The 26,625-nt window shown below is 68.5% G+C and carries 15 protein-coding genes; 8 read left to right on the top strand and 7 right to left on the bottom strand.

The features are described 5' to 3' along the window. Positions 1 to 1,017, top strand: a 1,017-nt coding sequence (locus AC1D1S_RS07850; protein ID WP_476994168.1) for a DUF222 domain-containing protein, incomplete at its 5' end; no start/stop codon positions are given. A gap of 270 nt (positions 1,018 to 1,287) precedes the next feature. Here the strand turns inward: AC1D1S_RS07850 and AC1D1S_RS07845 are convergent. From AC1D1S_RS07845 to AC1D1S_RS07830, 4 genes are all read right to left on the bottom strand, one after another. Then, on the bottom strand, positions 1,288 to 3,261 hold the full coding sequence (locus AC1D1S_RS07845) for a serine/threonine-protein kinase (protein WP_476994167.1): 1,974 nt from the start codon (positions 3,259 to 3,261) through the stop codon (positions 1,288 to 1,290). Between the two features lie 82 nt (positions 3,262 to 3,343). Beyond that, entirely contained in the window at positions 3,344 to 7,663 is a 4,320-nt protein-coding gene (locus AC1D1S_RS07840; protein ID WP_476994166.1) for an FtsK/SpoIIIE domain-containing protein, read from the bottom strand. 61 nt (positions 7,664 to 7,724) lie between these two features. Beyond that, a complete protein-coding gene (locus tag AC1D1S_RS07835) occupies positions 7,725 to 9,071 on the bottom strand; it encodes a type 1 periplasmic-binding domain-containing protein (RefSeq protein WP_476994165.1) in 1,347 nt (448 codons plus the stop codon). Beyond that, entirely contained in the window at positions 9,068 to 11,926 is a 2,859-nt protein-coding gene (locus AC1D1S_RS07830) for a hypothetical protein (RefSeq protein ID WP_476994164.1), read from the bottom strand. The genes AC1D1S_RS07835 and AC1D1S_RS07830 overlap by 4 nt, the downstream gene beginning before the upstream one ends. 232 nt (positions 11,927 to 12,158) lie before the next feature. Between AC1D1S_RS07830 and AC1D1S_RS07825 the strand changes: the two genes are divergently transcribed. The 7 genes from AC1D1S_RS07825 (at position 12,159) to AC1D1S_RS07795 (ending at position 22,825) form a co-directional block, all read left to right on the top strand. After that, positions 12,159 to 12,440: a pyrophosphorylase gene (locus AC1D1S_RS07825; protein ID WP_476944135.1), complete on the top strand. Its 282-nt coding sequence runs from the start codon at positions 12,159 to 12,161 to the stop codon at positions 12,438 to 12,440. A gap of 126 nt (positions 12,441 to 12,566) precedes the next feature. Beyond that, positions 12,567 to 18,206: a DUF6531 domain-containing protein gene (locus AC1D1S_RS07820; protein WP_476994163.1), complete on the top strand. Its 5,640-nt coding sequence runs from the start codon at positions 12,567 to 12,569 to the stop codon at positions 18,204 to 18,206. Between the two features lie 2 nt (positions 18,207 to 18,208). Next, positions 18,209 to 18,505: a hypothetical protein gene (locus AC1D1S_RS07815; RefSeq protein ID WP_476944133.1), complete on the top strand. Its 297-nt coding sequence runs from the start codon at positions 18,209 to 18,211 to the stop codon at positions 18,503 to 18,505. Between the two features lie 165 nt (positions 18,506 to 18,670). After that, entirely contained in the window at positions 18,671 to 19,084 is a 414-nt protein-coding gene (locus tag AC1D1S_RS07810) for a hypothetical protein (protein ID WP_476994162.1), read from the top strand. Between the two features lie 358 nt (positions 19,085 to 19,442). Continuing rightward, positions 19,443 to 19,982 (top strand): PadR family transcriptional regulator, encoded by a 540-nt coding sequence (locus AC1D1S_RS07805; RefSeq protein ID WP_243181635.1) that lies wholly within the window; start codon positions 19,443 to 19,445, stop codon positions 19,980 to 19,982. A 5-nt stretch (positions 19,983 to 19,987) separates the two neighbouring features. Next, positions 19,988 to 21,700: an ABC1 kinase family protein gene (locus AC1D1S_RS07800; protein ID WP_476994161.1), complete on the top strand. Its 1,713-nt coding sequence runs from the start codon at positions 19,988 to 19,990 to the stop codon at positions 21,698 to 21,700. 72 nt (positions 21,701 to 21,772) lie between these two features. Then, positions 21,773 to 22,825, top strand: coding sequence for an alpha/beta hydrolase (locus AC1D1S_RS07795; protein ID WP_243181547.1), 1,053 nt, complete (start codon positions 21,773 to 21,775; stop codon positions 22,823 to 22,825). A gap of 42 nt (positions 22,826 to 22,867) precedes the next feature. On the opposite strand, the gene AC1D1S_RS07790 is transcribed toward AC1D1S_RS07795, so the two are convergent. The 3 genes from AC1D1S_RS07790 to AC1D1S_RS07780 form a co-directional block, all read right to left on the bottom strand. Then, on the bottom strand, positions 22,868 to 24,622 hold the full coding sequence (locus AC1D1S_RS07790) for a gamma-glutamyltransferase family protein (RefSeq protein ID WP_476994169.1): 1,755 nt from the start codon (positions 24,620 to 24,622) through the stop codon (positions 22,868 to 22,870). A gap of 106 nt (positions 24,623 to 24,728) precedes the next feature. Further along, positions 24,729 to 24,857 carry an MFS transporter small subunit gene (locus AC1D1S_RS07785; RefSeq protein ID WP_275450873.1) on the bottom strand — a complete coding sequence of 43 codons (129 nt, stop codon included), beginning with the start codon at positions 24,855 to 24,857 and terminating at the stop codon, positions 24,729 to 24,731. Between the two features lies 1 nt (position 24,858). Continuing rightward, on the bottom strand, positions 24,859 to 26,253 hold the full coding sequence (locus tag AC1D1S_RS07780) for an OFA family MFS transporter (RefSeq protein WP_476994160.1): 1,395 nt from the start codon (positions 26,251 to 26,253) through the stop codon (positions 24,859 to 24,861). Between the last annotated feature and the right edge of the window lie 372 nt (positions 26,254 to 26,625).

The raw sequence follows: 26,625 nt of genomic DNA, 5'->3' as shown, positions 1-26,625 counted from the left end.
CTCCCGGAGGCCGCGGCGGCGATGGAGCACGCCCTGACCCGCACCGCGGCCGAGAACGACGCCGACTTCCTGGCCCGGGTCAGCCGCAGCTGGGCCGAGGCGCTGGACCAGGACGGCGCCGAACCCTCCGAGGAACTGCTCCGCCAGCTCCAGGGCGCCTTCCTCCGCAGACCCCGGCACGGCCTGCAGCACCTGGAAATCTTCGCGACCGCGGACCAGTTCGAGCACCTGATCACCGTGATGAACACCGCCACCAACCCCCGCACCGGCCCAGACGCCGGCCAGGGCACCGCCACCGGCCACACGGCACAGGCCGGATCAGGCGAAGACGGGGCGGCTGATGAGCCCGCCCCGCGAGAGGATGCCGCGCTGTCGTCCCTGGACCTCCGCTCACGGCCGCAGAAGCTGCTCGACGGCCTGGTCGGCGCGTGCAAGGCAGCGCTGGCAACCGGAGGGCTGCCCGCGGCCGGCGGGCTCCGGCCGCAGATCATGGCCACCATCGATTACCGCGACCTGCTCACCCGGCTCGGGCCGACTCCCGCCGAAACAGGCGCCGCTGCCAACACCGCACAGCACGGCACGGGAACCCGGCACGGCACCGGGACGCTGCTGTTCACCGGGCCCGTCACCGCCGGCACCATCCGCAAAATGGCCTGCGACGCCGACATCATCCCCGTCGTCCTCGGCGGCGAGGGCCAGGTCCTGGACATCGGCCGGGCCTCCCGCGTCTTCCCGCCCCACATCCGCAAGGCCATCACGGCCCGGGACCGGGGCTGCGCCTTCCCGCAATGCACCATTCCGGCMCCCTGGTGCGAGGCCCACCACATCRCCTACTGGTCCCGCGGCGGAACCACCGGAGCCGRSAACGGMACCCTGCTCTGCTCCCATCACCACCACGTGATCCATAAGGAACACTGGAGCATCCAGATGCGCACCGGMATCCCCTGGTTCATCCCGCCACCCCACCTCGACCCAGCCCGGAMACCCCGMCGGAACASCTACTTCCRCCTGGAGTGACCCCGTGGCCGCCGCGTGACAGAAGCTCTGACGGCCGGGTGACCGTGTGGGTCGAACGGCAGCGGCCCGGACGGCCGGGTGGGTGACCGTGKGGGTCGAACGGCAGCGGCCGGACGGCCGGGTGACCGTGGAGGTCGAACGGCAGCGGCCCTGACGGCGGCAGCGGGCTGAGTGGCTCGCACGTCCAGGCCAAGGTCATGGCCGCGGGGGCAACCCCGAGCCCTCAGTCCTGGCAGCCCTCAGTCCTGGGAGCCCTAGGAACCCTCGGTCTTACGAGGTTTCCCGGGACGTGATCCCGAAGCTCGGAGACTGCAGCTCGGTGAAGTTCCCGACGCTGGCGCGCACGGTGCACTGGGGCGTGATCTGCAGGGCCGTCACGGTAAGCCCCGCGCTGTCCACCGCGAGCGCCCCGCCGCAGCCGTCGGAGAACCGTACTCCTTTCTCGCCGCCACTCACGGCGGCGAGCATCTGCGAGGGCTTGCCCGACGCGGGACTGACGTAGAGCGGGTTCAGCTCGTCGGCGCCGCCGGCCCAGACTGGCACAAGGGTGATCTTTAGCGGGCTAGGCGTCACGACGCGCGCCGGAGTATGCACCTCCACGCCCTTCAGCCGCTGGACGGTATAGGCCGTGCCCTTGACGGCAGGGTCCTGCGTCGCGGCCGTCGTCGCCTGAGACCCAGCCCGCAGCCACGCGTCGAGGGCCTGCTGGTCCGCGGGTGACACTGACACCTTGGCTGTGACCTGGGCTGCCCCTCCCGCCGGGACCTCCAACCCCGAGACCTTCCAACCGCACTCGACGTCAAGGCCGGTGATCGAGGCCTGATTCCTGCTCACCGAAGCCCCGTCCCACGTGACGGCCGGGCACGCTTCCCCGTCGGCCAGGCCCGGGATCACCTCAAGGAAATCACCGGACAACGGCGCCTTCTGCGCCGCATACACCACAGTCAGGCGGACCTGACCGGAGGACGGCTCATAGGAGGCCTCCCGCGAGATTGTCAGGCCGGTCGGCAGCGCCGCGTCCTGAAGTTGCTTGGACACCTGGCCTTCCGCGGTGGGCCGCATTTGCTGACCCGAAGGGGCGAGGACAACGAACCCAACGACCATCGCGACGACGAGCAGGGCTGCGGCACCGGCGAGCAGTAACGCTTTGCGAGTGCGCCAGAACGGGGTGGCGACCTGTTCCTCGAGCCGGGCCTCCGCCCGGGGCCGCACTTCGCGACGCGGGATTGGCCGGGCGATGGTGGCGCTGTCGGCCTCCCCAAGCTCGGGAGCCTTCCCGGCGTGGTCATCTGGCGAGCCTGACGCGAAGGCCGTGAGGTCCTCGTCCGTGAAGGCGCCCCGGACGACGGTGGCCGAGCGTTCGACGGCGTCGAAGTCCTCCGGGGCCTCGGTACGCGTGATCGGGCTGCTGCCGGCAAGGCGGGGTGCGAGACGCCGGAGCGTCGCCGCGGCCTCACTCGCCGTCGGGCGTTGGGCGGGGTCTTTGGACAGCAGCGAGTCGAGTACGTTCCACACTGCGTCGTCCACGGGGATCCGTGGCGGGCGCGAGGAAACATGGCGGTACGCGACGCTGAAGTCCGTCCCAGGCCCGGCGAAAGGAGTGCGCCCGGCGAGGAGCTCGTAGAGCAGGATGCCCGTTGAGTACACATCGCCCGGCGGGCCGGACCGGCCCTGGCTGATGAGCTCGGGAGGCATGTAGTGCGGGGTGCCGATGAGACCGGTCGTCTGGCGGATCTTCTCGCCCACGACGTCCGAGATGCCGAAGTCGGAGACCCGTACGTCGCCCGCGCCACACTCGGGCCAGGGGCGGGCGAGGAGAACATTGTCCGGCTTAATGTCGCGATGCGTCACGCCTCGTGAGTGCGCGAAAGCCAGTGCGTCGAACACTTCGGCGACGACGTTGAACGCGTCCAAAGGACGCAGCGGGCCGGCCTCCTTGACCGCGTCACGCAGCGAGCCTCCTGCGACGTAGTCCATGACGATGGCCAACCGCGCGCCCTCCACCACCATGTCGCGCACCGTGACGATGTGGGAGTCCTGCAGGCCAAGCAGGACGGATCGCTCGCGGACGAACCGCTCTACAAGCGAAGGATCGTCAGCGTGTTCCGGTCGCAGGACCTTGGCGGCAAAAATCCGGCCGTCGGCCGAGGTGACGGTCCAGACCTCGCCGACGGCGCCGGAGCCCACCCGCTCGCCGAAGCGGTAGGACGCTCCCAGAGCCTGACCCGTCTGTGCGAATTGCATACCGTACTCCCCAACGCTATCGATCTGATTCCTCAAGGCCCCCGGCCGTCCACTCGTTCGTCGTAGGCGCCCGCTGCTGGGTTCAAACCTCGGCGCTCATCGACTGGATCAGTGCCAATTGCCCGCCGACGCCGATATATCCACGCCCGGCAGTCAGCGCCACCGGCGCCCTGCGCGGGAGTGCGGCGCCCAGCAGTTCGCCGTCGTAATCTACATCCGGTTGCAGCAGCACGCCCAGGCGGGATTTGCGGAGCGTCTTGGTCCAGTGACTGTACAGTCCGCGGAGATCCGCGGCCCGTCCGGCCGCAATGACGCACAGCCCCGGCTGCCCGGAGGTCACAGCCCCCGCGATGGATTGATCGGCGTCCTCGAAGCGCTCTGCGTCGTCGATGAGCAGGAACACCGGGCCGCGCTCGAGTCGCAGGGAGGCCAGCAGGGCAGGCACATCATCCGTGCCGACGGCCACGCGATCCAGATCGGCGAGGGCCAGGGGTGAGCGGCGATCGCAGATGCCCCACACCTGAGCCGGCCCGCGGGAGGTGGCCGCGCCACGCAGGGCTGCGGCCAGGGCCAGCAGCAGCGTGGACTTGCCCGAACGGGCAGGCCCGGCGACGAGCGCGTGCTCGCCCTCGTAGATCTCCAGGAACGCCGGTGAGAGGTCCGCCTCCTGTATTCCCACCGGGATGAGCCAAGGTTCGGCCTCCAGCCGGGGTTCCACGCCCAGCTCCAGCATCGTGACGTTGGCGGGCAGACGCCTGATCGCCGGGGTCTTCGCGGGAGCGTGTGCCCAGCTTTGCCGCACGCGATCCACAGCAGCCTCGACCCCGATACCGGGCGTGGCCACATGCATCTGGAGTGAGGTGCGGGGATCCACGCAGCGCCCAGGAAGCGCGGCCGGGATTTCCTTGCCCCGGACGCCGAGCGAGGAGTAGTCGTAGTCGTCCGCCAGCCGGAAGAGCCACTTCTGCAGCGTCACCTCGTTCATGGCCGAGGGCACCGCCTTGGCGCGTGTGGTGGAGACCGCGAAGGACAGTCCCAGCGCCGGGCCGTCCGCGTACGCCCGGTACAGCAAAGCCAGCAGTTGCTGCCCTTCGAAGTCCTGGAACTCGTCCCGCAGCGAGGCCAGGCCGTCCAGCAGCACCACGGCGCGGCGGTGCCTGCCAGGCACGGCGCGGCGGCTCTCGAGCTCGGTGTGCAGGTGCCGCAGGAATCGGGCCTGCTGCTCCTTGGCACCGGCCCCGGTTCCCACATACGCCACGGTGTGCGGCAGGCGTTCCAGGGCTTCGAGCTCACGGGAACCCATGTCGAGGATCATCAGGTCCAGCTCGGCCGGATCGGCGTCCTTCGCCAGTGTCAGCGCGATCGAGGCCAGCGTGGTGCTCGTGCCGGAGCCGGCCACGCCCATGAGCATCAGGTTCCCCACGGACATGTCCCATCCCGCCGCGGACTGGCGCTGCAGCTCCGGCTCGTCCACGATGGCCACCTGGACCGTGGAGCCTCGGACGGCGCCCACCATCGGCAGCCGCGGGGGTGCGGGATCGGTGGGAGTGCCGGACGGTGCGGCGGGACGGCCGCCGTCGGCCTCATGGAGGAATCCCTCCAGCTCCACACGCTCGCCCAGGGCCTCCGGCCAGACCTGCCGCGGCTGGGCGTACCCTGCCTCGGCGTTGGCTTCGACAACCGCGTCGATGAGGAGTTCGAGGTCGTTCTCGTCCACGGCCGCAGACCGTGGCGGCGCCGCCGCGGGAACGGGGACGCCGAACTGGCGGATCTCACGCACGTCCACGGCGGGCCCGGCGCCGAGCTGCGCCCGTCCGGTCACGAGGGCCGTCTGCACGGGGGTGATGTCGTCCTGGCCCAGTTTCACGAAGGCGCGGCCCATCTGGGCCCGGCCGATCGCCGAGGCGGCGGGCACACCGATGACGTTGTTGGAGTCGTCGCGGCTCTGCACCCGCAGGGCCACCCGAAGGTTGGTGTTCGCGAGGATGTCGTCGCTGACGACGCCCGCCGGGCGCTGCGTCGCCAGGATCATGTGCACACCCAGGGTGCGTCCCACTGCACCCACGCTGACGAGCGCTTTGAGCACGTCCGGGAAGTCCTTGGCCAGCATGGCGAACTCGTCGATCACGAGCAGCAGCCGGGGCATGGGCTCGGCCGGGTTCGTGGCCAGGTAGGCGTTCAGGTTGTCGATGCCCTCGCCGGCCTCCGCGAAGACCCGCTGGCGGCGTTCCATCTCCGCTTCCAGGGCGCGCAGGGCCCGGTCGGCGAGCTGCTCGTCCAGATTGGAGATCGTGCCGATGGTGTGCGGAAGGCGTTCGCATGCCTTGAAGGCCGCCCCGCCTTTGAAGTCGACGAGGATAAAGTTCAGGCGGGTCGGATCGTTGCGTGCCGCGAGGCCGGCCACGAGCGAGCGGAGGAACTCGGACTTGCCGGAGCCGGTGGTGCCGCCCACCAGGCCGTGCGGGCCGTCCTTGACCAGGTCCAGGGTCAGGGTGCCGTTCTCCCCTGTGCCGATCGGCGTGGAGACTCCGGTGGGAGCCTGCCAGAGGCGACGGATCGTGGCCGAGTCCGGGCGGTCGTAACCGAGGAGCCCGGGCAGCCGCACGAGCGGGGGCAGCGAGGCCCCGGGCACGCTCAGCTCCGGATCGTCGAAGTGCGCCACGCGCATTGCGCAGCGCAGGGCCTCCTCCTGGTCCAGTCCTGCCAGGATGACGTCCTCCACGCGGGTCAGGTTCTCCGGCTGGTCCACAGTGGCCGCTGCGTCCGCCCCGACCCTGATGATCGTGGTGCAGGAGGCCGGCAGCTGCTCCTCCGAGGTCGCGATGACGATGCCGGCCACCCGTGACGGGCTCTGCTGCGGGCTCCCATGGGCCCCGGGTACGGAGCGGCCCGCGCCGAGCAGCGCGCGTGCCGGCGCGTCCCTGCCCTCCGTGAGCACCTCGGAGTCCAGGACCACCAGCATCGCTGGTGTGGGCAGCTCCTGCACCGCGTCCTTGAGCGTGCGCAGCATGGCCAGGCTCGCCTCGCGGTCCGCAGACATCCACCGTTCGCCCGTGCTGCTGCCGGCCTGGCGTGTGTGCGGCAGCCATGAAGCCCACTCCCACTCGTCAGCGCGCCCGGCGTCGCAGAAGACGCCGATGGTCAGGTCGGCTGGGCCGACGTGCACCGCGGCCTGGGCCAGGAGGGATCGCGCGAGCGCCAGAGTCCCCTCCCGCGGCCCGACGATACCCACCACACCGGCGTCGGTCAGGTCCACGAGCACGGGCGCGGCCTGAAGGCGCGCGGCCGCGAGGGAGTCCTTCACCTTCTCATCCAGCCGCGATCCGGCGGTGCGGTCCACCTCGGGCTTCCAGGGGACGTCACCTGTGCCGGCGTGCAGGGCCAGGAAGTCGTCCGCGTCGGCGCGGCGCTGCCACAAGGACGTGGCGGGGAGTGCGGGGCGCCGGACTACGGTCGCGGGATCGGGGATCATCCGATGCCGTCGTGCGGTCTCCGTCGCCGCGGCTGCGCGGATCTGCCGCTCGAATCCCTGGAGCGCCCCGGCGAAGCGCTCGTCCTCTTCTTTGAGGCCCCGGGCGTGGCGGCGCTTTTGTTCGAACCACATGCCCACGGCCATGACCGGGCTGAGCATGGCGAACATCGCGAAGCGCAAGTCCCGCAGGATCAAGACCATCGCCGCCGCCATCACGAGGGGCGCGAGCACCGTGATGTAGCTGAATTTGCTGGCTGGCGGCACTTCCTTGCGGCTCGGCGGGACCAGGGGCTCGCCCGCCGGAGCCTGCCCGGGGCGGGGAGGCCGGTTGAAGGGCGCTGTCGCCGCCGGTGTGAGGTTGTGCAGGCTRCCGGGCGCCGGGGCTGGCGTCTCGTCCAGGGACCGGCGCAGGAGGAGCACYGCGCCGCCCGCCGTGATCGTGGCGGTTTCGGTGACCAGGACCCCGTCCTCCCCCACCGGCTCGCCATTGACGAGGGTGCCGTTCGTGGACCCGCCATCGAGCACCCGCAGCCCGTCCTCCTCCCGGCGCAGCCGGCAGTGGTCCCATGACGCGCTTTCGGTCGGAAGGCTCAGATCGGCGTGAGGGGACCGGCCGATCAGCATCTCTCGCCCGTGCGGAACGTCAATCACGCCGCCGGTGCGCTGGCCGCCGGCGAGCGTCACGCTCCAGCCGCGCACGCGCTGCGGAATCTGCCACGGCGCCCGCGAGATGCGGCTGCCCTCCAGGAAGATCAGCTCTGAGACGGGGGTGGAACCACGCACCTCGGCCTCGTTCACGAACACCGCCTCATCGGGTGCAAGGCGCGGGCCACCGGCGGCCTCCACGAGGTCTGTCAGCGTCGTGGCAGGCGCGGCGTGAGCCACGTCGCACTCAAAGCGGCGCTCGTCCAGGTCGATCAGCACACGCACCGGGGCGCTCCTTCAGTGGTGGATGGTTCCCGCCCGCCCAGGGGCGAGCCGGGGCAGGTGGTCAGGGGTTTGCCGGCGCCGGCACCCAGACGAGCCGCGGAGCGGCCTCGTCCGGCGGGCGCAGGCCCAGGTCCTGAGGGGAAGCGTAGACCGGGATTGCCTCCGCGGTCAGCGCCGCGGAGCGCGAGAAATCCAGCGCCGGCCCGGCGRGGCCGTCACCAGGACCGAAGGACATGGTGCGCAACGCCGCGCCGACCTTGGACGGCTCGCCGCTTCCAGCCGACGCGGCCGCCCGTACGAGGGCGACGACGGCGTCGTGGCTGCGTGAGTCCGCCGCCCATGCGTCGGCGGAAAACGCGGCATCGCCCGTCAGGTTCTTGACCTTCGGGTCACCGGACGCCAGGCGCACGGCGGACAGGAATGCGGACATCCCGCGCCCCTGGGCGTCCTGCTGGAGCGCCGTGGCATCGCCGCCGGCCGGGGCAACGCTGACCAGCTGCCCGGAGGCGGCGCCGTCGAGCTCGGACAGCGTGGAGGCGAAGGCCGGGGCAGTGGCGCCGTCCGGAATGACCACGGGGACGGACACGTCGCGGGCCTGCAAGGCCTGGACCAGCCGGGCCAGCCGCTGCGGGGTGGCGGCCGAGACAACCACGGCGTCCGCGGGCTCGGCGACCCTCGTGGACCCGGCGCCTGCTGGGGCGTCCTCGGCAGGCGGGCGCAGCTGGTCCCCTGTTCGGATGGCGGCCTCCTGGGCCAGGTCCATCACCGCGTCGAAGCCATCGAGGGTCAGCGTCTGTGAGATCCCGACCGACGCAGGGACCTCGCCGCCGTCCCCGACGAGCAGCACCCTGTTTTTGCCGTTCAGCGCGGTTCGAAGGGCGGCCGCGACGGATGCGCCCGACGGCCTCGTGGTCCAGGTGGCCTGCGCGGGGTCGGATGGTTCGGCGTAGGGCAGGATCGCCGGGAGGCCGAGCTCCTCGGCGGCCTTAGCCGCGGCCCGGGCCGGCGCACCCGTGGTCGCCACGACGACACCCGATGCTCCCTGTTCGGCGAGCGCGTGGACGGCGGCGCGGGCGCCATCTTCCGTGCCGCGGTCGTTCTGGGCTACGAGGGCGACGGCGGCGCCGCCCTTGGCAAAGCGCTGTGCGGCGACGATCGCGCCCTGTGCTGCGCGGTTGTACTCGGAGCCGGGCTCGCCGGACTGGCCGAGCGTGAGAACGACGCCGATGGAGAAGTCGTTCGGCAGGCCCTCGGCTTTCAGCGCGACGGGAACCGTCGCGGCTACCGGATCGGGCCGTGAAGCCTCCTTGGGACGGCTCAGCGCCACAGTCGTCAGGGCGATCGCAGCCGCGAGTACGACAGTGATGCCCGCGACGATCAGGGTCGTGAGCCCGGTGCGGGAGCTCATGCGGTGCCGCCGATCTTCAGTGTGTACAGGGTCTGCGACGTGGCGCCGGCCGGCACCTCGAGGTGGAACGGTGGCAGTTCGTCGACAGCGGTGAGTGAAGCCTTGAACTGCGCCTGGCGCAGCAGCAGCCCCGCCACGTCCCTGGAGCGGATATTGGCATAGCCCTCAGCGTTCTGCGATGCCAGTGCCAGCTGATAGTCGGCAGTGTCGGCCTTGGCGGCGCTTGTGGCCATGGAGCCGAGCAGGCCGGATCCGTTCACCGAGCGGTCGCCCAGGTCGAGCATCACCTTGGTGAGGCTTGAGGACAGGAGGGCGCTGGCGCCCTCGACGTCACGGGTTGAGCCGGACGTGCTGGAGGCGATGTTCGCGAGCGAGGACTGCGTGCTCTTGTCCAGGGATGCGGCCAGCGCGTCGCTCTGCCCGCGCAGCTCGTCCCGCTGCTTATTCACCGTGCCCTCGGCGTCGTTCACCACCTCGTCCGAGGTGGACTTCAAACCGGAGATGGAGTGGTTGAAGGCAGTGATCACGGCGTCGGAGCCCGCGTCGCCGATCTCGGCGACCCGGCGCACTTGCTCGTCCACGGTCTTGTAGACCTCGGCGGCGGTCTCGGCCGAGACCTCGCGGAGGGACTCCTTGATCTTGTCGCCGAGCCCGTCCTGCTGCTCCTTGAGCTTCGCGAGCGTCGAGCCTACCCGGCCGGAGGAGTCGATCGCCTTACCGAGCGCGGCGTCCAGGGCAACTAGTTCGCGCTTGTTGCTGTTGACGTCGCCCGTGGCGGCGCCATCGAGCGCCTTCGTGGCCTTGTTGATGGCGTCCAGCTTGGCGTCGATGTCGTCGATCGCCGTTCCCAAAGTGGTGAACGCCTGGCCGATCTCCTCGTCCGGGGCGGTGGTGTCGGTGGCCGCCAGGAGCGCGTCCCAGGCGGCCGTCTGGGCCTGGATCCGATCGTCCAGCGGGTCCTTGAACCCCAGCGGCGGGCGCAGTTCCTGCGCCGGGTTTCCGCTTTCATCCGTGGGCTCGCACGGCGCGGACGTCAAGTAGGAACGCAGCCGCTCCGCCTGCTCGGCGGACAGTCGGCCCTCGCGGGGCAAGGCGCCGTCGGCCATCTTGCACAACTCGTCGGCGAGCCGCTGCGTTTGCTGCGTCATCGAGCCGTTCAGCAGCGAGCGGTCACCCAACTCGCCCCGGGCGTTCTGCGCAGTCTTCTTGATGTCGCCCAGCTTCTGCCGCAGGCCGTCGATGCTGCCGCGGACCGCAGCGGCCGCGTCCCGGGTCGCGTCGACGGAGCCCCGGGCGGACTTGATCGCTTCTTCCACGTTTGCGAGGGCAGTCTTGTAGTCTTCGGTGGTCTCGGCGCCGTCGAGGACCGCAGCGAAATCGGCGCGAACCTTTTCCAGCGTGACGGCGGCGGCCTCCTGATCCTTGATCGCGCCCTCGACCATCTGCGGCTGCAGGTCCGCCACGAGCTCGTCGCCCTTCGTCACCAGGCCCAGCAACGCACCCGTGACGGTCACGGCAGAGCCGTAGAGGGAGCATGTCATCGAACCCTGCTCTGCGCATTCCTCCGCGGTGGGGTCCTCGGGGCCCATGGTGGCCTTGATGGCGCCCGCGACGATATCCCGGCAGCCCGCGCTTACCTTCGCGTAGGCGTCGAGCTGCGAAGCCATGGTCTGGATGCTGGAGTAGACCGTGGCCGCCTTCCCCGATTTGGGCACCTCCGCGGTGCAGCCGTCACCGTTGATGGGAGCCGTCGCGGGCACGGCCGAGGTGTCGCCCAGCATCGCGTCCACGGCGGCGACGGTCAGCTTCAGCTGGGACGCAGTGGTGGACTGCGTTGACTTCGTCGCGGCCTCCAGGTCGGCGCCGAGAGTCTTCAGCTGCTCCTTCAGGTCCAACATGGTTGCGGCCAGGGCCTGGGAGTTATCGCGCAGCTCGCCCGCGGTCTTCGCTCCCAGGGTCTGAGAGGTCTCCTGCAGGTTCTGCCGGACCTCGGTGATGGTGGATCCGGCCTTGGTCAGCACGGTGTTGACGTCCGAGACCAGTGAGATGGTGCGGCGTTGCAGCCCCATCTCGGAGCCCGCACCGGAGGAGAACGCGCCGGCGAGCACGCCGTCCGCGCTGAGGTCGGTGTTGAGGCCCGGCTGCACCGCCACGTCGAAAGCGGGGACCTGAAAGTCCTTGACATCAGCAACGAGGCGCAGCGTGGTGCTCGCCCCGGAACGCGGCGGGGCCAGCACGGTGGCCCACTGCACCACGGTGGCACCGTCCTCGGTGCTGCTCAGGACGCCGTTGGTGCCCGTTCCGCCGTCCGCAGAGCCGGCGGTGACGTCGTCGGCCCGTACACCGGTGAGCTTCGTTGAGGCGGCGATAGTCAGCGGGGCGCCCACGAGGGCGGTATCGGAGCGGGTTTGGCCCGCGGCATCGTACTCGATGACCCGCGGCTTGACCGTGAGGTTCTCCAGTGTCAGGTCGATCTCGACCGGCCCGGTGTGGCCTTGAAGCTCGGTGAGGTCGGAGCCGGACTTCTCTCCGGCCCGGTACTGCAGGCTCACTCGCACCGGCAGTTCGCCCACCGCCTGGGATGCGTCGTACTTCGTGTCCGCTGCGGAGGAGTCGCCGGCCGCTGACACGGAGATGGTGGTGCCTTCGATCGTCTCGACCCCGGCGGCCGGGGACATGCCCACGCGGACGCTCTGCAGGAGCTTGACCGGATTGGACACCGACTCCGGTTCGGGGGCCGGGCCGCACGACGTCGTCGCGATCAGCCCCAGGGCGGCCAGGAAGGCGCACAGCGCCCGGCCCGGCGCGATCCGGCGCCCCCGGGTGTGCTGGTGCGTGGTAGTCCGTCTGGGCATGATCGTCCCCTCTTCCGTTCATGGTGCCTTCAGCATGATACGGGGTTTAGCTCACGAATGGACTAATCGCGGTTTGCATGTGTCATGCGTATGACATGGGCGGTCATGTCCGGCCGTCCTAGTTTTTCTTTTTGTTGGATTTATTGACGTGTGTTGGTAGCGTCGGCACCGTCCGGTCGCCGGCGGTGCTGCGTCCGGCGGAGAAGCGGTTGTCTCTTGGGAGGAATTTTCTATGTCGCGTGTGTTGTCTACTGAGCAAGCGAAGGCTGCGATTGGGCAGGTGCAGTCGATCATTAACGGTGGTTTCACGGATCAGATCTCGGCGTTGGACGCGCAGGGAAGGATTTTGTCAGATCCGAATATTTGGGATGGCCCCTTGGCTGCGCAGTTCCGTGGTTCGACGTGGCCGGAGACGAAGGCTGCCTTGGATAAGGCCAAGACTGAGCTGGAACAGTTGCGGGGGCAGTTGCAGAAGATCTCGCAGGACATCTTCTCCGCTGGCGGCGGCGCCTGAGTCTGTACTTGCTGGTGTGAGGGCCGGGTAATCGCGCCACTTTGGTGAGTGGTGCGGTTACCCGGCCGATGCACGGTTTGGTGGTTTTTTTATGTTCCGGTTCTTGTTCTGTGGGGGGCTTTGGTTGTGACCGAGTTCGTTGAGATGCCGCTGTTGCCGGCTTCGGATGCATCTGATGGTGGGCGGTTCAGTTACGCCGTGGCCGGGTCGGTGAGGTCGGCGTTCGAATCGGCGGCGTCAAGGCTTGAGGAGCAGTCGGGTTCGCGGGCATCGTACGTCGCCTCAGCGAAGGAGGACTTCAAGGGGCACTTCTCTGAGGTTTTCGAGGCCAACGCTGCCACGGCGAAGAATGACGCAAACGCGTTGGTGTCGGCGTTGCGGACGGTGGCCGGATACGTCGGGCAAATGATCGACGCCGGGCATGAGGAGGACGCCCGGCGTGAGAAGAACAACGAGTGGGTCCGGCGGCATAATGACCGGAATCTGCTCGAGCAGGCCGGTGATTTCTTCTTCGGCGAGGAAGAACGGCCGGGCGGGGAACCGGGGAAGGCTCCGGTGTTTGCCCCGGCCGATGCCAGGACGGGATCGCGGAATACCCCGGCGCCCGGCGGCGGGTACGGGGGCGGGACGTCCTCGGCGCGTCCGGCTCTTCTGCGGTCTTTCGCGGCAGGGTCGCGGGGCCTGGACGACGGGTTGGCGGCCGAGCCGGCCTCGTTGCACGGGCATATGTCCTCCTTCGCGTCTGATTGCTACTGGGGTTCAATAGACGCGTCCGGAGTGATCACCGCATACCGGCGGTACTTGCAGGCGAACGAGAACGACGCGAAGTGGGCGGTAACGGTCGCGGACGCGTTTGCGGCCGCCGGCGGCGAGGGAAACATCTCGACTCTCTCGGATGCAGCCGTGAATGAGGCGTTGGCAGCGGCCGGCGTGAGCGCCAACCGGTCCGGGTTGGTCATCGATCCGCCGACGGCGGCGGGCGCGATGCCCACCAGCGGGTACGCGAATGATCCCGTGAACACTTCGACAGGAAACTTCATCGAGCCGGAGTTGGATCTGGGGTTCGCGGGGGTTTCCTCGAATCTGTTCTTGTCCCGGATGTACAACTCGCTGGCGTCCGGTTTGGAGATGCCCGGGGTGTTCGGTCCGGGCTGGGCCTCGGTTCTGGATCAGTACCTCACGGTCTCGGATGAGGGCTGCCGGTGGGTGATGGCCGACGGCCGCGCCGTGGACTTCCCCCGGGAGGGCACCGGCTGGGGCAGGGGTGTGGGAGAGAATTACTGGCTGACCCGCGAACCCGCCACCACGGCTGTCCTCACGGAGTTGGGCTCCCTGCCTGAGGGTACGGTCGAGCTCCTCGTGGTCCGGGACAACCAGGGCGCATGGTGGGCTTACAGCCCGACCGGCGTGTGGCTCGGTGCCGGGTCCGGGCCTGGCCGGACGGTGTCCGTTCTTCGGGAAAGGCCAGCCGACGGCGGTAGTAGCGGACTGGTGACCCGGCTGGCGCATGCGCGGGGCCGGTTCCTCGACGTCGAGTACGTGGACGGGCTTGTTGCCGTGGTGCGGGCCTCGGACGGGCGCCGGGTGGAGTACGAGTACGACGCCGGTGGCAGGCTGACGCGCGTGGCAACCGAACTCGGGGCGCGCACCTACCGGTGGAATGAGCAGGGCCTGATCGAAGCTGTGGTCTCGGCTGCGGGCGTTCTCGAGGCAGAGAACACCTACGACGAACACGGCAGGGTTGTCCTGCAGACCTCCCAGCATGGGCGCCGGACCAGGTTCGCGTATCTGCCCGGCCGCGTCACGGTCGTTTCGGATGAGGACGGCACCCGGTCCAATTCGTGGATCGCCGACGCGAAGGGCCGCCTGGTCGGCGTGCTCGATTCCCATGACCAGCGGCAGTCCATGGCCTACGACGGCCACGGAAATCTGGTGTCGTTCACGGAGCGCGACGGAACCGTCACGGTGCACGCCTACGACGGGCGGGGCCGGAAAATCCGGACCGTGACCCCGGAAGGCGCGGACCTCACCTACGGCTGGGATGAGCAGGACCGCATCACCACGCTGGTGACGGAGTCCGGGTCGGTCGTCTCGTATGAGTATGCCGACGAGGTGTCGCGGGACCCCTCGGTGATCGTGGACCCGCTGGGCGGGCGCACCGAGCTTCAGTGGCGGAACGGGCAACTGGCCCAAGTAGTGGACCCGGCCGGAGTGACGGTCGGCTTTGAGTACGACGGGTTCGGGGACCTGGTCGCGACCCGAAATGCAGTGGGGGACGTCGCGAGGATCGTCCGTGACCATGCAGGCCGCCCGGTTGCGGCGCTCAGCCCGTCCGGGGCTGAAACCCGATTCAGCTATGACGGTGCGGGCCTGCTGGTGCGGCGTGAGGACCCGGACGGCGCCGTCTGGGCCTTCGAGCACGATTCGGCAGGGCGGACGACGGCGTTCGTCGCCCCGGACGGCGGGCGGACCGAACTCGAATACGCCGTCAACGGTGAACTGGTCCGGACGATCGATCCGTTGGGCCGGGCCATTGAGCGGGTCTTCGATGAGCTCGGCAACGTCACCGGCGCGGTGCTGCCGGACGGCGCCCGGTGGGGCTTTGTCCATGACACACTTTCCCGGCTGGTCGGGATCACGGACCCCGCCGGTCACGGCTGGGGGCGGGAGTACGACAAGGTCGGCGCCCTGACCGCCGTCGTCGACCCGACCGGGGTCCGCACAGACGCGACCGCAGATCGCAAGGCCGGCACGGCCACCCTGACGGACGCGTTCGCGTCCTCAACTTTCAGCTTCGATGAGTACGGGCGCCCCACGCAGGTCCAGGGTGCGGACGGCTCCGCGGAGCTCGTCTCCTATGACGCGGCGGGCAACCCGGTGGAGCTCGTCGACGGCGAAGGCGGCCTGACGGTCCTGGCCCGGGACGTGGCCGGGAAGATCACGTCGATCACCTCCCCCACCGGTGCCGTCACCCGGTACGAGTACGACGGGTGCGGGCGGCCCTGGAAAACCACGGACCCGCTCGGCGCGGTCACGGAACTGGCCTACGACGCCGATCAGCGTGTCACCGCCCGGACGCTGCCCACGGGCGAGGTCGAGACCTTCGAGTACGATCCGTGCGGGCGGCTCCTGTCCCGCCGCGCCCCCGGCCAGGGCGTTTCCCGGTACGGCTACGACAAGACCGGGCGGCTGACCTTCTCCCAAGACACTTGGTATGGCACCCGCCGGTTCAAATACAACACCGCCGGGGAACTGACTGAGACCGTCAACGGCGTGGGCGGCCGGACCCGGTTCGAGTACGACATCCGCGGGCGCCTGGTCCGCATCACCGATCCCCTGGGCGGGGTGACCACCCGCACCTACACGGCCACGGACAAGGTCGATTCCGTGACCGATCCGCTCGGGCGGGTGACCACGGCCACCTACGATCCTGCGGGGCGGCAACTGTCCCAGACCGACCCGGACGGGCACACCACCACCTGGACGTACGATTCGGCCGGCCGGGAATCCTCCACCTCGGTCGACGGGAAACTCCTGGCCGCCGTCGAACGCGACCTGATCCGCCGCCGCGTGATCATTACCGATTACACGGGCGCTGACGGGCTGGCGGTGGAGCACGAGCTGGCGTATGACCGGCGCGGGCAGCTGACCTCCCGCACCCGCGGCGGCCGCGGAATGTCGTGGGAGTACGACGCCGACGGGAACCGCACCGGATTCACCGACGCGCACGGCACCACCACCACCTACATCCGGGATGCTGCGGGCCGGGTGACCGCCGTCAGGAACCCCCGGCTCGGGGAGGCCGTGTTCACCCACGACGCCTCGGGGCGTATCACCTCCGCCACCGCCGGGGACCTCGTCCAGGAATGGGCCTACCGCTACGGCAGCCTGTCCGAGCACAGCCGCACCGACCGCAACGATCTTCTCTCGGCCGATGCCACCCTGATCGGCCGGGACGGGGACGGCCGGATCACGGCCCTGACCCGCGCCGGTGCCGTGACCCGCTACGGCTACGACGGGGCCGGGCAGATGGTCTCGGCCGCCACCACCAGGAGCGGGGACCCGGAGGATTCCGCGCCGGCTTCCGTCTCGGAGTGGGTATACGACGCCGGCGGGCGCCCGATCCGCGAATCCACCCCGGCCGGCTCCCGGACCTACGAGTACGACGCCGCGGGGCAACTCCTTGCCGTCACGGACGCGGACGGGTCCCGGACGGAGTACGTCCACGACGGGCTGGGGCGCCGAACCCGGCTGATACTCCCGGACGGGTCCTGGACCGAGTACGCATGGGGCCAGACCGGCCACCTGAAGAGCGCGGCCGACCGCACCCCCGACGGCATGGAAACCTCCCGGCATGAGCTGTGGGTGGACGCACTCGGCGAACTCGCTGCCATCGATGGTGTGGAGCTGTGGTGGGACACCGCCAGCCCCATCCCCGCCCTGGCCGGCTTTGACGGTGAACAGGTCCTTTCGCTGCCTGGTGGTGTCACCGGGATCGGCGAGGCCTGGACGGCGCCGGGCTGGCGCGCAGCCCGCCCCACCGACCAGACCGATCCCTGGGCAGTCATCGGCGCGCCGTCTATCCCGGACCCGGGTCCGGGCGGCACGCCCGGTGCTGGGGCCGCCGGCTGGGGAGCTGTGCCGGGGCTTGCCGGTGAGCTGCCCGCCGGGATCACCCTGACCGGCAACGGCGGCCTGGACATCGCGGGCCTGGAATGGCTCGGTGCCAGGGCGTATGACCCGGCCACCCGTGGCTTCCTCTCCACCGACCCCCTTTCCCCCGTCTTCGGCGCGGGCTGGGACGGAAACCCCTACGCCTACGCCGGCAACAACCCTCTGAACACCACAGACCCCACCGGGCTGCGTCCGCTGACGGATGACGAGCTGAAGGCCTACGATGGCTCCAGCCGGGGAGCGTTCGCCGCGGCCGGGAACTGGGTCAAAGACAACTGGGAATACGTCGTCGGCGGCCTGGCCGTTGTGGGCGGGGCGGTGTTGATGTTCGTCCCCGGCGGCCAGGTCGCAGGCTTGGGGCTGATGAGCTTCGGCGCCGACGTCGTGATCCAGAAAGCAACCACCGGGGAAGTCAACTGGGGCCAGGCCGCGATCTCCGGTGGCCTTGGAATGGTAGGCGGCGGTGTGGGAATGATGGCGGGCAAGCTCGTCAACAACCCCGTGGTGCGCATGGCCGTGGAAAATGGCGTTGACGGGGCGATCAGCGGGGCAGGCGGCTACCTCACCGGGCCAGGGCCCCACACTCCGACGGGGTTCATACGGGCTACCGCAATTAGCACTGGGACCGGAGCCCTACCCATCGGTGGTCGCGCGGGTAAAGTCGATGTCCCACCCTCGGCGACCACCAAACTCGGAGACCTGCCACCGACGCTGGAAGGAATGCGTGGTAATCCAGCCGCGAACTTTACAGACGGAGCCTACAAATCTAGATACCTTAGCGAAGATACAATTTTGTACAGGGGCGGAGAAGCCGGAAATCCGTGGGGTCGCTGGTGGTCCGAGGACGCACCGATCAGTGTCGAGCAAGTTAGAAATGACAAAGCGGTGTTGCCTGAGTGGCCTGGCGGCGGCAAGAGCCCCATCGATAGCGCTTTCATGGCTAGGTTCCCAGCCGGAACTGCTGTGCACGAAGGGATGACCGCACCGCAGACCGGGTTGGATGGCACGATTTATCCAGGCGGAACTCCCCAAGTCTATATTCCAGACGCAAGGACCGCGGGAGAAATTCTCAAAGAATGGAAATTGGATTAAACATGGGCACTGATATAGATACTCTGACACTCGATATGCTCAGGTTTGCGAGTCTGCTGAGAATTATGGAGCTCGCCAAACTAGCTCAGAATTACGAAGATCTCGCGGTAAAACTTCGCGCTGATTCGTCAACTAAGGCTGTGGACGAGGCGCGAGAGTGGGTCTTTGGGAGCTTTGGGCAGGGCAGCGGCAGCCTCAGCGACCGATACGTTTACAAGAACGGATCAGTCGATGATGTTCTCAACGCTGAATACGAAGAACTTCTTCAAAAGCTCACCGATTTTGCTAATGGCAGTTAGAAACTGCTCGGGAAAAATGTGCTTACCGATGCTGGATCTGAAATTCGACTAGCTCCTCCAATCTGGTCCTCCCGCGTCGTGCAGTAGAAGCCTTCGCACGTCAGCCCGCGACGCACTTCGTCCCGCACCGGATCCGCAACATGCAGCCTCCGAGCACCATAGCGCGTGTGGGGCGCCGCCTTTGGAGGTGGCACCGTCGGCTTCGGTGGCGACCAACTGCAAAGCGGACTCGGATGGTGGGCAAAACAGGCCAAGAAAGGGTTGGCTGTTGTGGGAAGGAAAGCTGAGCATCCGGTAAGGAATGCTCTGATCCTTAGTGGCGTGCTCTTGAGCGCCACGGCCGCGGTGATCGTGCTCGGGCCTCAGGACCATGTGATGCAGGAGGTCGTTGCATTACTCGCAGGTCTGGCCGTGGGCGTGTGGTTGCTGCGTTTTTCGCCGCTCTGGCGATGGCTTGCCATGCTGGTTTTGGTGCTGGTCCTCGTCCTCTGTTTGGTGTTGGGCCCAGCCGGAATCGCGTGGTTCGGTGGGTTTATTTCGGGCACTCAGGCAGGACTGGCCTGGCAGCATGCAAGTTAGCGCCGTACGCCCGCTAAGCGGGCCCGGGAAACCGCAAATAAGGAACGCTGACGCCACCAACGAGGGTTCATGGGCGGTGTTGGTGCGGTCGGCATTGGCTAATTTCTTCAGAAGCCCAAAGGCATCGTCGTTCGGTCCGGAAGGCTGACTGGAAGCGAGGCTGAGGCAACACGCCTGACTGCACATTGGCTAATGGGCCGTGGTTCCTTGACCCGTTATTTTTTGGCATTCGACGGGTCTCCTTGCTGTGGCATCACGATGCAAGATGTGGATGGCTATCGCTCTTGGTTTCGCAAATCTGCGCGTGTATCGTTGGCTATCGTTGTATATCGCTCACGGTTGTCCAGAGGAGAGCATGATGCGCAGTTCTTACCCGGCAGGCGGATTTCGYGGCAACAATGTCGACGGCATGTGGCAGGCCGTAGAGGAGTTGCGTTCGAGGTTCGAGAAGCGCTCGGGATCCCGGGCGGGGCGCGGCGAGGTGCGCTCGGCTGTGCTGGCACTGCTCGCCGAGCGGCCGATGCACGGCTATCAGATCATTCGTGAAATTGAGGAGCGCAGCGGCGGGACCTGGAAGCCCAGCGCTGGCTCCGTCTATCCAACCCTCCAACTGCTGGCCGACGAGGGCATTATCCGTGCTGAGGAATCCAACGGCCGCAAGATCTATTCCCTGACGGAGGCGGGCCGCGAGGAGGTAGCGGGTGCCGGCATGTCAGCGCCCTGGGAGTCGGGTCCAGCATCGGGCTCGGGGTTCGCGGCGCTGCCCAAGGCGGGCGTCGAGCTCGCACAAGCCGCCTCCCAGGTGGGACGCACCGGGACGCCGAAGCAGGTGCAGGAAGCCGTGGCGGTGCTCGATGACGCGCGCCGCCGGTTGTACGCGATCCTCGCCCAGGGCTGACGGGGGTGACGTCGGTTCGCCGGGACCGGGCAGCCACGGTCCCCGGCGCCGGGAACCACCGGGCCCGTTACCGCCGCATCCTACGTTTCGCCGCGTGGCATCTCGCGGTGACCTGGTGGTTTGAGCTGCTCCTCCCCCGCATCGGGCTGGTGAGGATTGCCGAGCGCACCAGGGCGAAGAGGATGCGGCGCTTCGCGCAGCGCTTCCATGCGCTGGCGGTGGACCTCGGCGGCCTCATGATCAAAGTCGGACAGTTCCTGTCCTCCCGGCTCGACGTGCTGCCGCCCGAGATCACCAAGGAACTCGAGGGGCTGCAGGACGAGGTGCCTCCGGTTTCGTTCTCCGCGATCCGAGCCCTCGCCGAAGCTGAGCTGGGCGCGCCGCTGGAGCGGTTGTTCGCCTCGATCGAGGAGACACCGATCGCGGCAGCGTCCCTCGGGCAGGCGCACCGGGCCAGGCTTCGCCCGGACGACGCCGCCGACACCGGTCTCGACCGTGTGGTTCTGAAAGTACAGCGGCCGGGCATCAACGACATTGTCGACGTCGACCTGGCGGCACTGCGCAAAGTGGGCGGCTGGCTCAGCCACGTACGCCTGGTGTCAGATCGTGCTGACATGCCCGCCCTGGTCGAGGAGTTTGCGCAGACCAGCCTTGAGGAAATCGACTACCTGAATGAGGGGGCGAACGCGGAGCGGTTCGGGGTCGATTTTGCCGATGACGCCCGGGTGGAGGTGCCCGGCGTCGTCTGGGAGCGAAGCACCCGCCGCGTGCTCACCCTCGAAGACGTGACAGCGATCAAAATTACGGACTCGGTGGCGCTGCTGGCTGCCGGTATCGACCCGGCGCAGGTCGCCCCGGTTTTTGCCTCCGTCATGTTCGACCAGATGTTCACCACCGGGTTTTTCCACGCCGATCCGCACCCGGGCAACATTTTTGTCACGCCGGCTACGGATCCATCCGCAGCGCACCCCTGGAAGCTGACCTTCATCGACTTCGGCATGATGGGCGAGATCCCGCCGAGCACACGCAGCGGTCTGCGGAAGCTGCTCATCGCGGCCGCTTCGCGTGACGGCAAGGGTCTGGTGGCCGCCATCCGGAACGTCGGTGTGCTGGTGCCTTCGGCGGACACTGTGGAGCTTGAGCGGGCAATGACGCACCTCTTCGCCCGATTTGGCGGGATGGGCTTCGCCGAGCTTCGCGAGGTCGACCCCAGGGAGTTCCGGGAGTTCGCGGTGGAGTTCGGTGACACTGTCCGGTCCTTGCCTTTCCAATTCCCGGAGAACTTCCTGCTCATCATCCGGGCCATGTCACTGACGTCGGGTGTGTGCAGCTCGCTGGACGCCCGGTTCAATCTGTGGGACTCGGTCGAACCCTATGCGGCGCAGCTGCTGCGCGACGAGCGCGGCAACATCGTGCAGGACGTTGCCCAGCAGGCGCTCGATGCCGCCGGGATGGCGCTGGGTCTGCCGAAACGTCTGGACGGGCTGCTAACCCGACTCGAGGACGGTTCACTGTCGGTGGCAAATCCGCGCCTCGAGCGGCAGCTGGGACGGCTTGACCGCACGGCGCAGCGATCAGCATCGGCGCTGATCTTCGGCGCCCTGCTGGTTTCCGGCTCCGTGGTCCGCGCGGATGACATGGTGCTCGGCAATGTCCTGATGATCGCGTCAGTGCTTCCGCTGCTGCATGGGCTGTGGGTGGGGCGCAGCGGCCGCTGATCGAGCCGGTGACGGGGTTTTGCCGCACCCGGACACCATCGGGTTCCGCTGCCGGGGCGATATCATCAAGCCGTGAAGGAAGGCCAGCCTTTTCGTCCTGCGAACCCCACCGAAACCCGCGGCCCCGTCCCCAAAGGGCCCAACTCCACTTCCTGGAAGTCCTCGATCCTGAACTGGAGCGGCGCTCTCGCGGCGGCCGCCCTGATAGTGGTCCCGCTCTGGATGCTGCTCAGCAACCCGGCCGTCCTCGGCGGCCACCCCGCCCTGCCCGCTCTCCTGGTGGCCGCCGTCGCACTGGGGATTCTGTGGGCGCTGATTCTGGTCAGACGCTGGTTCTTCGGCGGCAAACAGCAGCGTAGCGGTGACATTTCCACCTGGCAGTTGGTCCGCGGGATCGCAGGCCGGCTCACGGTCCTCGGTTTCGTGGCGGCGCTGATGTGGCTCAGCCCGTTCCCCCACCAACCCGACCGGGAGAAGACGGCCCCGGCCAATGGGCCCACCGCGACCGCACCAGCCGGGTCAAAGGCTGCAGAAGACGCCACTTCGATCACCCTTGCCCCGGCGGGCCAAGCCACCACGGGTCTCGTCTTCTACCCCGGTGCCAGGGTCGACGCGCACGCCTATCAGGACCTGCTGCAGCCGCTCGCGGACGCGGGTCATCTAGTCGTCATCCTGAAGCCACCCCTTGGCGTCTCCCTGCTGGACACCAACCAGGCCCGCGCAGCCATGGACCGGCATCCCGAAATCGCTTCCTGGGCCGTCGGTGGTCATTCGTTGGGCGGCGTGAGCGCATCATCGTTCGCGGCGGCGAATCACGACGTCTCCGGGCTGCTGCTCTTTGCTTCGTACCCCGCAGAGAACATGGCGGACGCGCAGGGCCTCTCGGTGCTCTCCATCTCCGGCACAAACGATGGCCTGAGCACCCCGGACAAGATCGCGGCGTCGAGGCCCCTGCTCCCGCCAACCACCACCTACGCAACGGTTGTGGGCGGCGTGCACGCGTTCTTCGGTGACTACGGTGGGCAGCCCGGGGACGGCGAGCCGGGCATCAGCCGCAACGAGGCGCAGCAGCAGATAGTTGCCGAGTCGCTCCGCTTCATGGACCGGCTCAAGGCTTCCGGCTAGGAAGCGAGCATCCCCAGCTCCACCGCTACGCACCGCCAACCGCTACCGGCCCGCGGCGTACCCCTGCGCACCGCGCGGATTTGCGGCAGCCTGCAGGACCCCGGTCTCAGGATCCCGCACGACGGCGGACAACCGCCCCAGCGCCCAGCCACCAGCCCGGCTGACCACATGCCCGCGGCGTTCCAGCCCCGCGATGACGTCCTCACCGAGCCGGTTCTCGACGACGGCGCCGCCGGGCTCCCAGGTGCGCGGCCAGAAGGACCCGGGCATCGACGTCGTATGGAACGTCGGTGCGTCGATGGCCTGCTGCGGCGAATACCCGCCCACGATGGTCCGCAGCAGGTACGGCAGCTGCCACTGGTCCTGCTGGTCGCCGCCGGGCGACCCCAGCGCGGTCACTGCGTGGCCGTCCCGCAGCACGAGCGTGGGCGTCAAGGTGGTACGCGGGCGTTTGCCGGGCGTCAGCGTGGACGGCGTCCCGGGCTCCAGCCAGGTCATCTGCAGCCGGGTGCCCAGGCAGAAGCCCAACTCCGGGATCGCCGGGGACGACTGCAGCCAGCCGCCGGACGGAGTGGCGGAGACCATATTGCCCCAGCGGTCCACGACGTCGATATGGCAGGTATCGCCGCGGGTCTCCCCCGCGGATGTCACGGTGGGCTCGCCGACGCCGAGTCCGGCCGCGGCGGCATGGCCCGCGAGCGCCCGCGGCGTGTAACTGGTGCGCAGTGGTGGCCTGTACGGCTCCCGCCCGGGCACGGTGCCAGGCCGGAAGTCGTGGGACGCCCGCTCCGTGATCAAGGCACGGCGGCCGGCGCAGTAGTCCTCCGAGAGCAGGTAATCGAGCGGCACGTCCGTGTCGCCGTAGTATGCCTCCCGGTCCGCGAGCGCGAGCTTCTGCGCCTCCAGGACGGTGTGCGCCCCCAGCTCGGTGGACGGATCAAGGAACCGGTCCTCGAAACCGGACAGGATGGCCAGGGTCTGCAGCAGCGCCGGCCCCTGGCCCCACGGCCCGGTCTTGGCAATCGTGTGGCCCCGGAACTCCACAGTGGCGGCCGCCTCATACCCGGCTTCGAATCCCGCGAGATCGTCCAAGGCGAGCACTCCGCGGTGATCCGTGCCCGAGGAATGCCGGTGCGGGGACTGAACCGACTCCACCATGGCGCGGGCCACGAACCCCTCCCGCCACTCGCGGCGGGCCGCATCAATTCCCGCCTCGCGGGTGGATTCCCTGACTCCGGCCTGCACGAGCCGTTCCAGGGTGCGGGCATAGGCCGGGTTCCACACCAGCTCGCCCTCAACCGGGACTCGGCCGCCCGGCATCCACAGCTCAGCCGACGTGGGCCAGTGCGCCTCGAACAGCGCGGACACGGCCGCGATGGTGGTTCCGACCCGGCCGAGCATCGGGTGGCCGTCCCGCGCGTAGCCGATCGCGAAGTCCAGGACCGAGTCCAGCTCCCACGTCCCGTGGTCACGCAGCAGCAGGAGCCAGGCGTCGACGGCGGCAGGCACCGCGGCGGCCAGGGCACCCGATCCCGGAACGAGGTCCAGGCCTTCGGCCACGTAGTGCTCCACCGTGGCCCCGGCCGGCGCCGGGCCCTGCCCCATCAGGACTATGGGCTGCTCCGGCCGGTCCGCGGTGACGAAGATCCCGGTCATGTCTCCGCCGGGCCCGTTGAGGTGCGGCTCCACTACATGGAGCACGAACGCTCCCGCCACCGCGGCGTCGAAGGCGTTCCCACCGCGCTCCAACACGGACTGGGCCGCCGCCGTCGCAAGCCAATGCGTGGACGCGCTCATCCCAAACGTGCCCTGCAGCGTGGGGCGGGTGGTGAACGCCTCCGGGCGTGTGAACGGTGCGCTCACGGCGCGCGGACTATCACCGAAGACTTCTGTCACCACCGTGTCAGCCAAACAGGGCCGCCACGCGGGTGAGGGTCTCATAGACGCCATACGCGAGCGGCACGCCGACAAGCGCCCAGGCGATGACCAACCTCCCGGTGGACGGTGTGACGGAACTCTGTGCACTGCTCATTTCAGCCCTCCAAGGCAGGTTCTTCGGACCGGACGCGGCCAGGACGTGGTTCGTGGAATCGTGCGTCCACCRGCGTGACCAAGAGGTTCGCCACGAAACCGATCACCAGCAGCCCCACCATGGTCAGCAAGGCGGGCTGGTAGGACGCGGCGTTGAGCGCGCCGGGCTTGCCCTGCGCGTCCAGGAAAGCGTTGACGATCAGCGGCCCGGCGATGCCCGCCGCGGACCAGGCCGTCAGGAGCCGGCCGTGGATGGCTCCGACCTGGAACGTGCCGAAGAGGTCGCGCAGGTAGGCGGGGGCCGTCGCGAACCCACCGCCGTAGAAGGAGATGATGACGAACGCGAGGGCCACGTAGAGGACGGTGGACGTAGAGCCGGCCAGCGCCAGCACGGTGTAGAGCACGGCGCCGACGCCGAGGTAGACCATGTAGATGCGCTTGCGGCCGGTGACATCGGAGGTGGCGGACCAGGCAAAGCGGCCGGACATGTTGCCGATCGAGAGCAGCCCCACGAAGCCGGCGGCCACTGCGGCGCTGGCCAGGGACGTGCCGTCGGGCTGGCGGAAGAAGTCCTGGATCATCGGAGCGGCCTGCTCAAGGATGCCGATCCCTGCCGTGACATTGCAGAACAGGGCGATCCAGACGAGCCAGAACTGCCTGGTCTTGACCGCGTTCCTGGCGGAGACGTTGTCCGTGGTGACCAGCGAGGCGGCCTTGACCTTTGCGGGGTCGAAACCTGCCGGTTTCCATCCCTCGGACGGGACCTTGATGGTGAACGCGCCGAACATCATGTAGGCCAGATAGACGACGGCGAGGGTCAGGAAGAGCTTGCCCACCGACTCACCGCTGGCCACCCAGCCCTTGGCCCCGGAGTTGGGATCATACATTTTCAGCAGGGCCGTGGAGACCGGGCTGGCGATCAGGGCGCCGCCGCCGAACCCCATGATCGCCATGCCCGTGGCCAGTCCGGGCCGGTCCGGGAACCATTTGATCAGGGTGGAGACCGGGGAGATGTAACCGATCCCCAGTCCGATGCCGCCGACGACGCCGTAGCCGAGGTAGACGAGCCAGAGCTGGTGGCTGAAGATGCCCAGGGAGCCGATCAGGAAGCCGCTCGCCCAGAACGTGGCGGAGGTGAACATCGCCTTGCGGGGCCCGTTCCTGTCCACCCAGGTGCCCATGATGGCGGCCGAGAAGCCCAGCATCACGATCGCAACGGAGAAGATCACGCCGATCTCGGTCAGGCTCGCGCCGAAGTGCTTCACCAGCGCGGTCTTGTAAACGCTCGTCGCGTAGGCCTGGCCGATGCACAGGTGCACCGCGAGGGCTGCCGGGGGGACGAGCCACCGGTTAAATCCCGGCGGGGCGATGGTTCGTTCGCGGTCCAGCCAACCCATAAGTACTCCCCCTGCTCGTCAACGACATCGGTGTCCAGCACATTGCGGAAACGGCCCTCTGCCAGGGCCTCTGACCGAGCTTCCGGTAGAGGGCCGTTGCCTCCGGCAATCATGGTGCAGATCGTCAGCAAACGTACTAGTTATGCGCCAAGCGGTAGGGAATCCGCGACGAACGGTGGTGCGGCAGCCGCACCGGGCGCTACTTGCCCAGGCCGGCCTTCCGGAGCGCCTCGGCCATCGCGGTGTTGACCGGCGACGGCGTGGGGGCCGGCTTCTGCGGTTGCCTGCCCGGCGTCCGCCGGTCGGTTGCCGGTTTCCCGGACGGCTGCCTTCCGGACGGCTGGGTCGACGGCTGGGTCGACGGCGCTTGCG

The sequence above is a fragment of the Arthrobacter sp. P1_A5 genome (genome assembly GCF_056406825.1).
The sequence above is the reverse complement of the archived record's forward strand: the minus strand, read 5'-3'. Positions and strand labels throughout refer to the sequence as shown.

Excerpts from the sequence above, each read along its gene's own strand:
- AC1D1S_RS07790 (WP_476994169.1), bottom strand. The coding sequence starts at position 24,622 with ATGAGCGCGTCCACGCATTGGCTTGCGACGGCGGCGGCCCAGTCCGTG.
- AC1D1S_RS07830 (WP_476994164.1), bottom strand. The coding sequence starts at position 11,926 with ATGCCCAGACGGACTACCACGCACCAGCACACCCGGGGGCGCCGGATC.
- AC1D1S_RS07785 (WP_275450873.1), bottom strand. The coding sequence starts at position 24,857 with ATGAGCAGTGCACAGAGTTCCGTCACACCGTCCACCGGGAGGTTGGTC.
- AC1D1S_RS07815 (WP_476944133.1), top strand. The coding sequence starts at position 18,209 with ATGGGCACTGATATAGATACTCTGACACTCGATATGCTCAGGTTTGCG.
- AC1D1S_RS07825 (WP_476944135.1), top strand. The coding sequence starts at position 12,159 with ATGTCGCGTGTGTTGTCTACTGAGCAAGCGAAGGCTGCGATTGGGCAG.
- AC1D1S_RS07845 (WP_476994167.1), bottom strand. The coding sequence starts at position 3,261 with ATGCAATTCGCACAGACGGGTCAGGCTCTGGGAGCGTCCTACCGCTTC.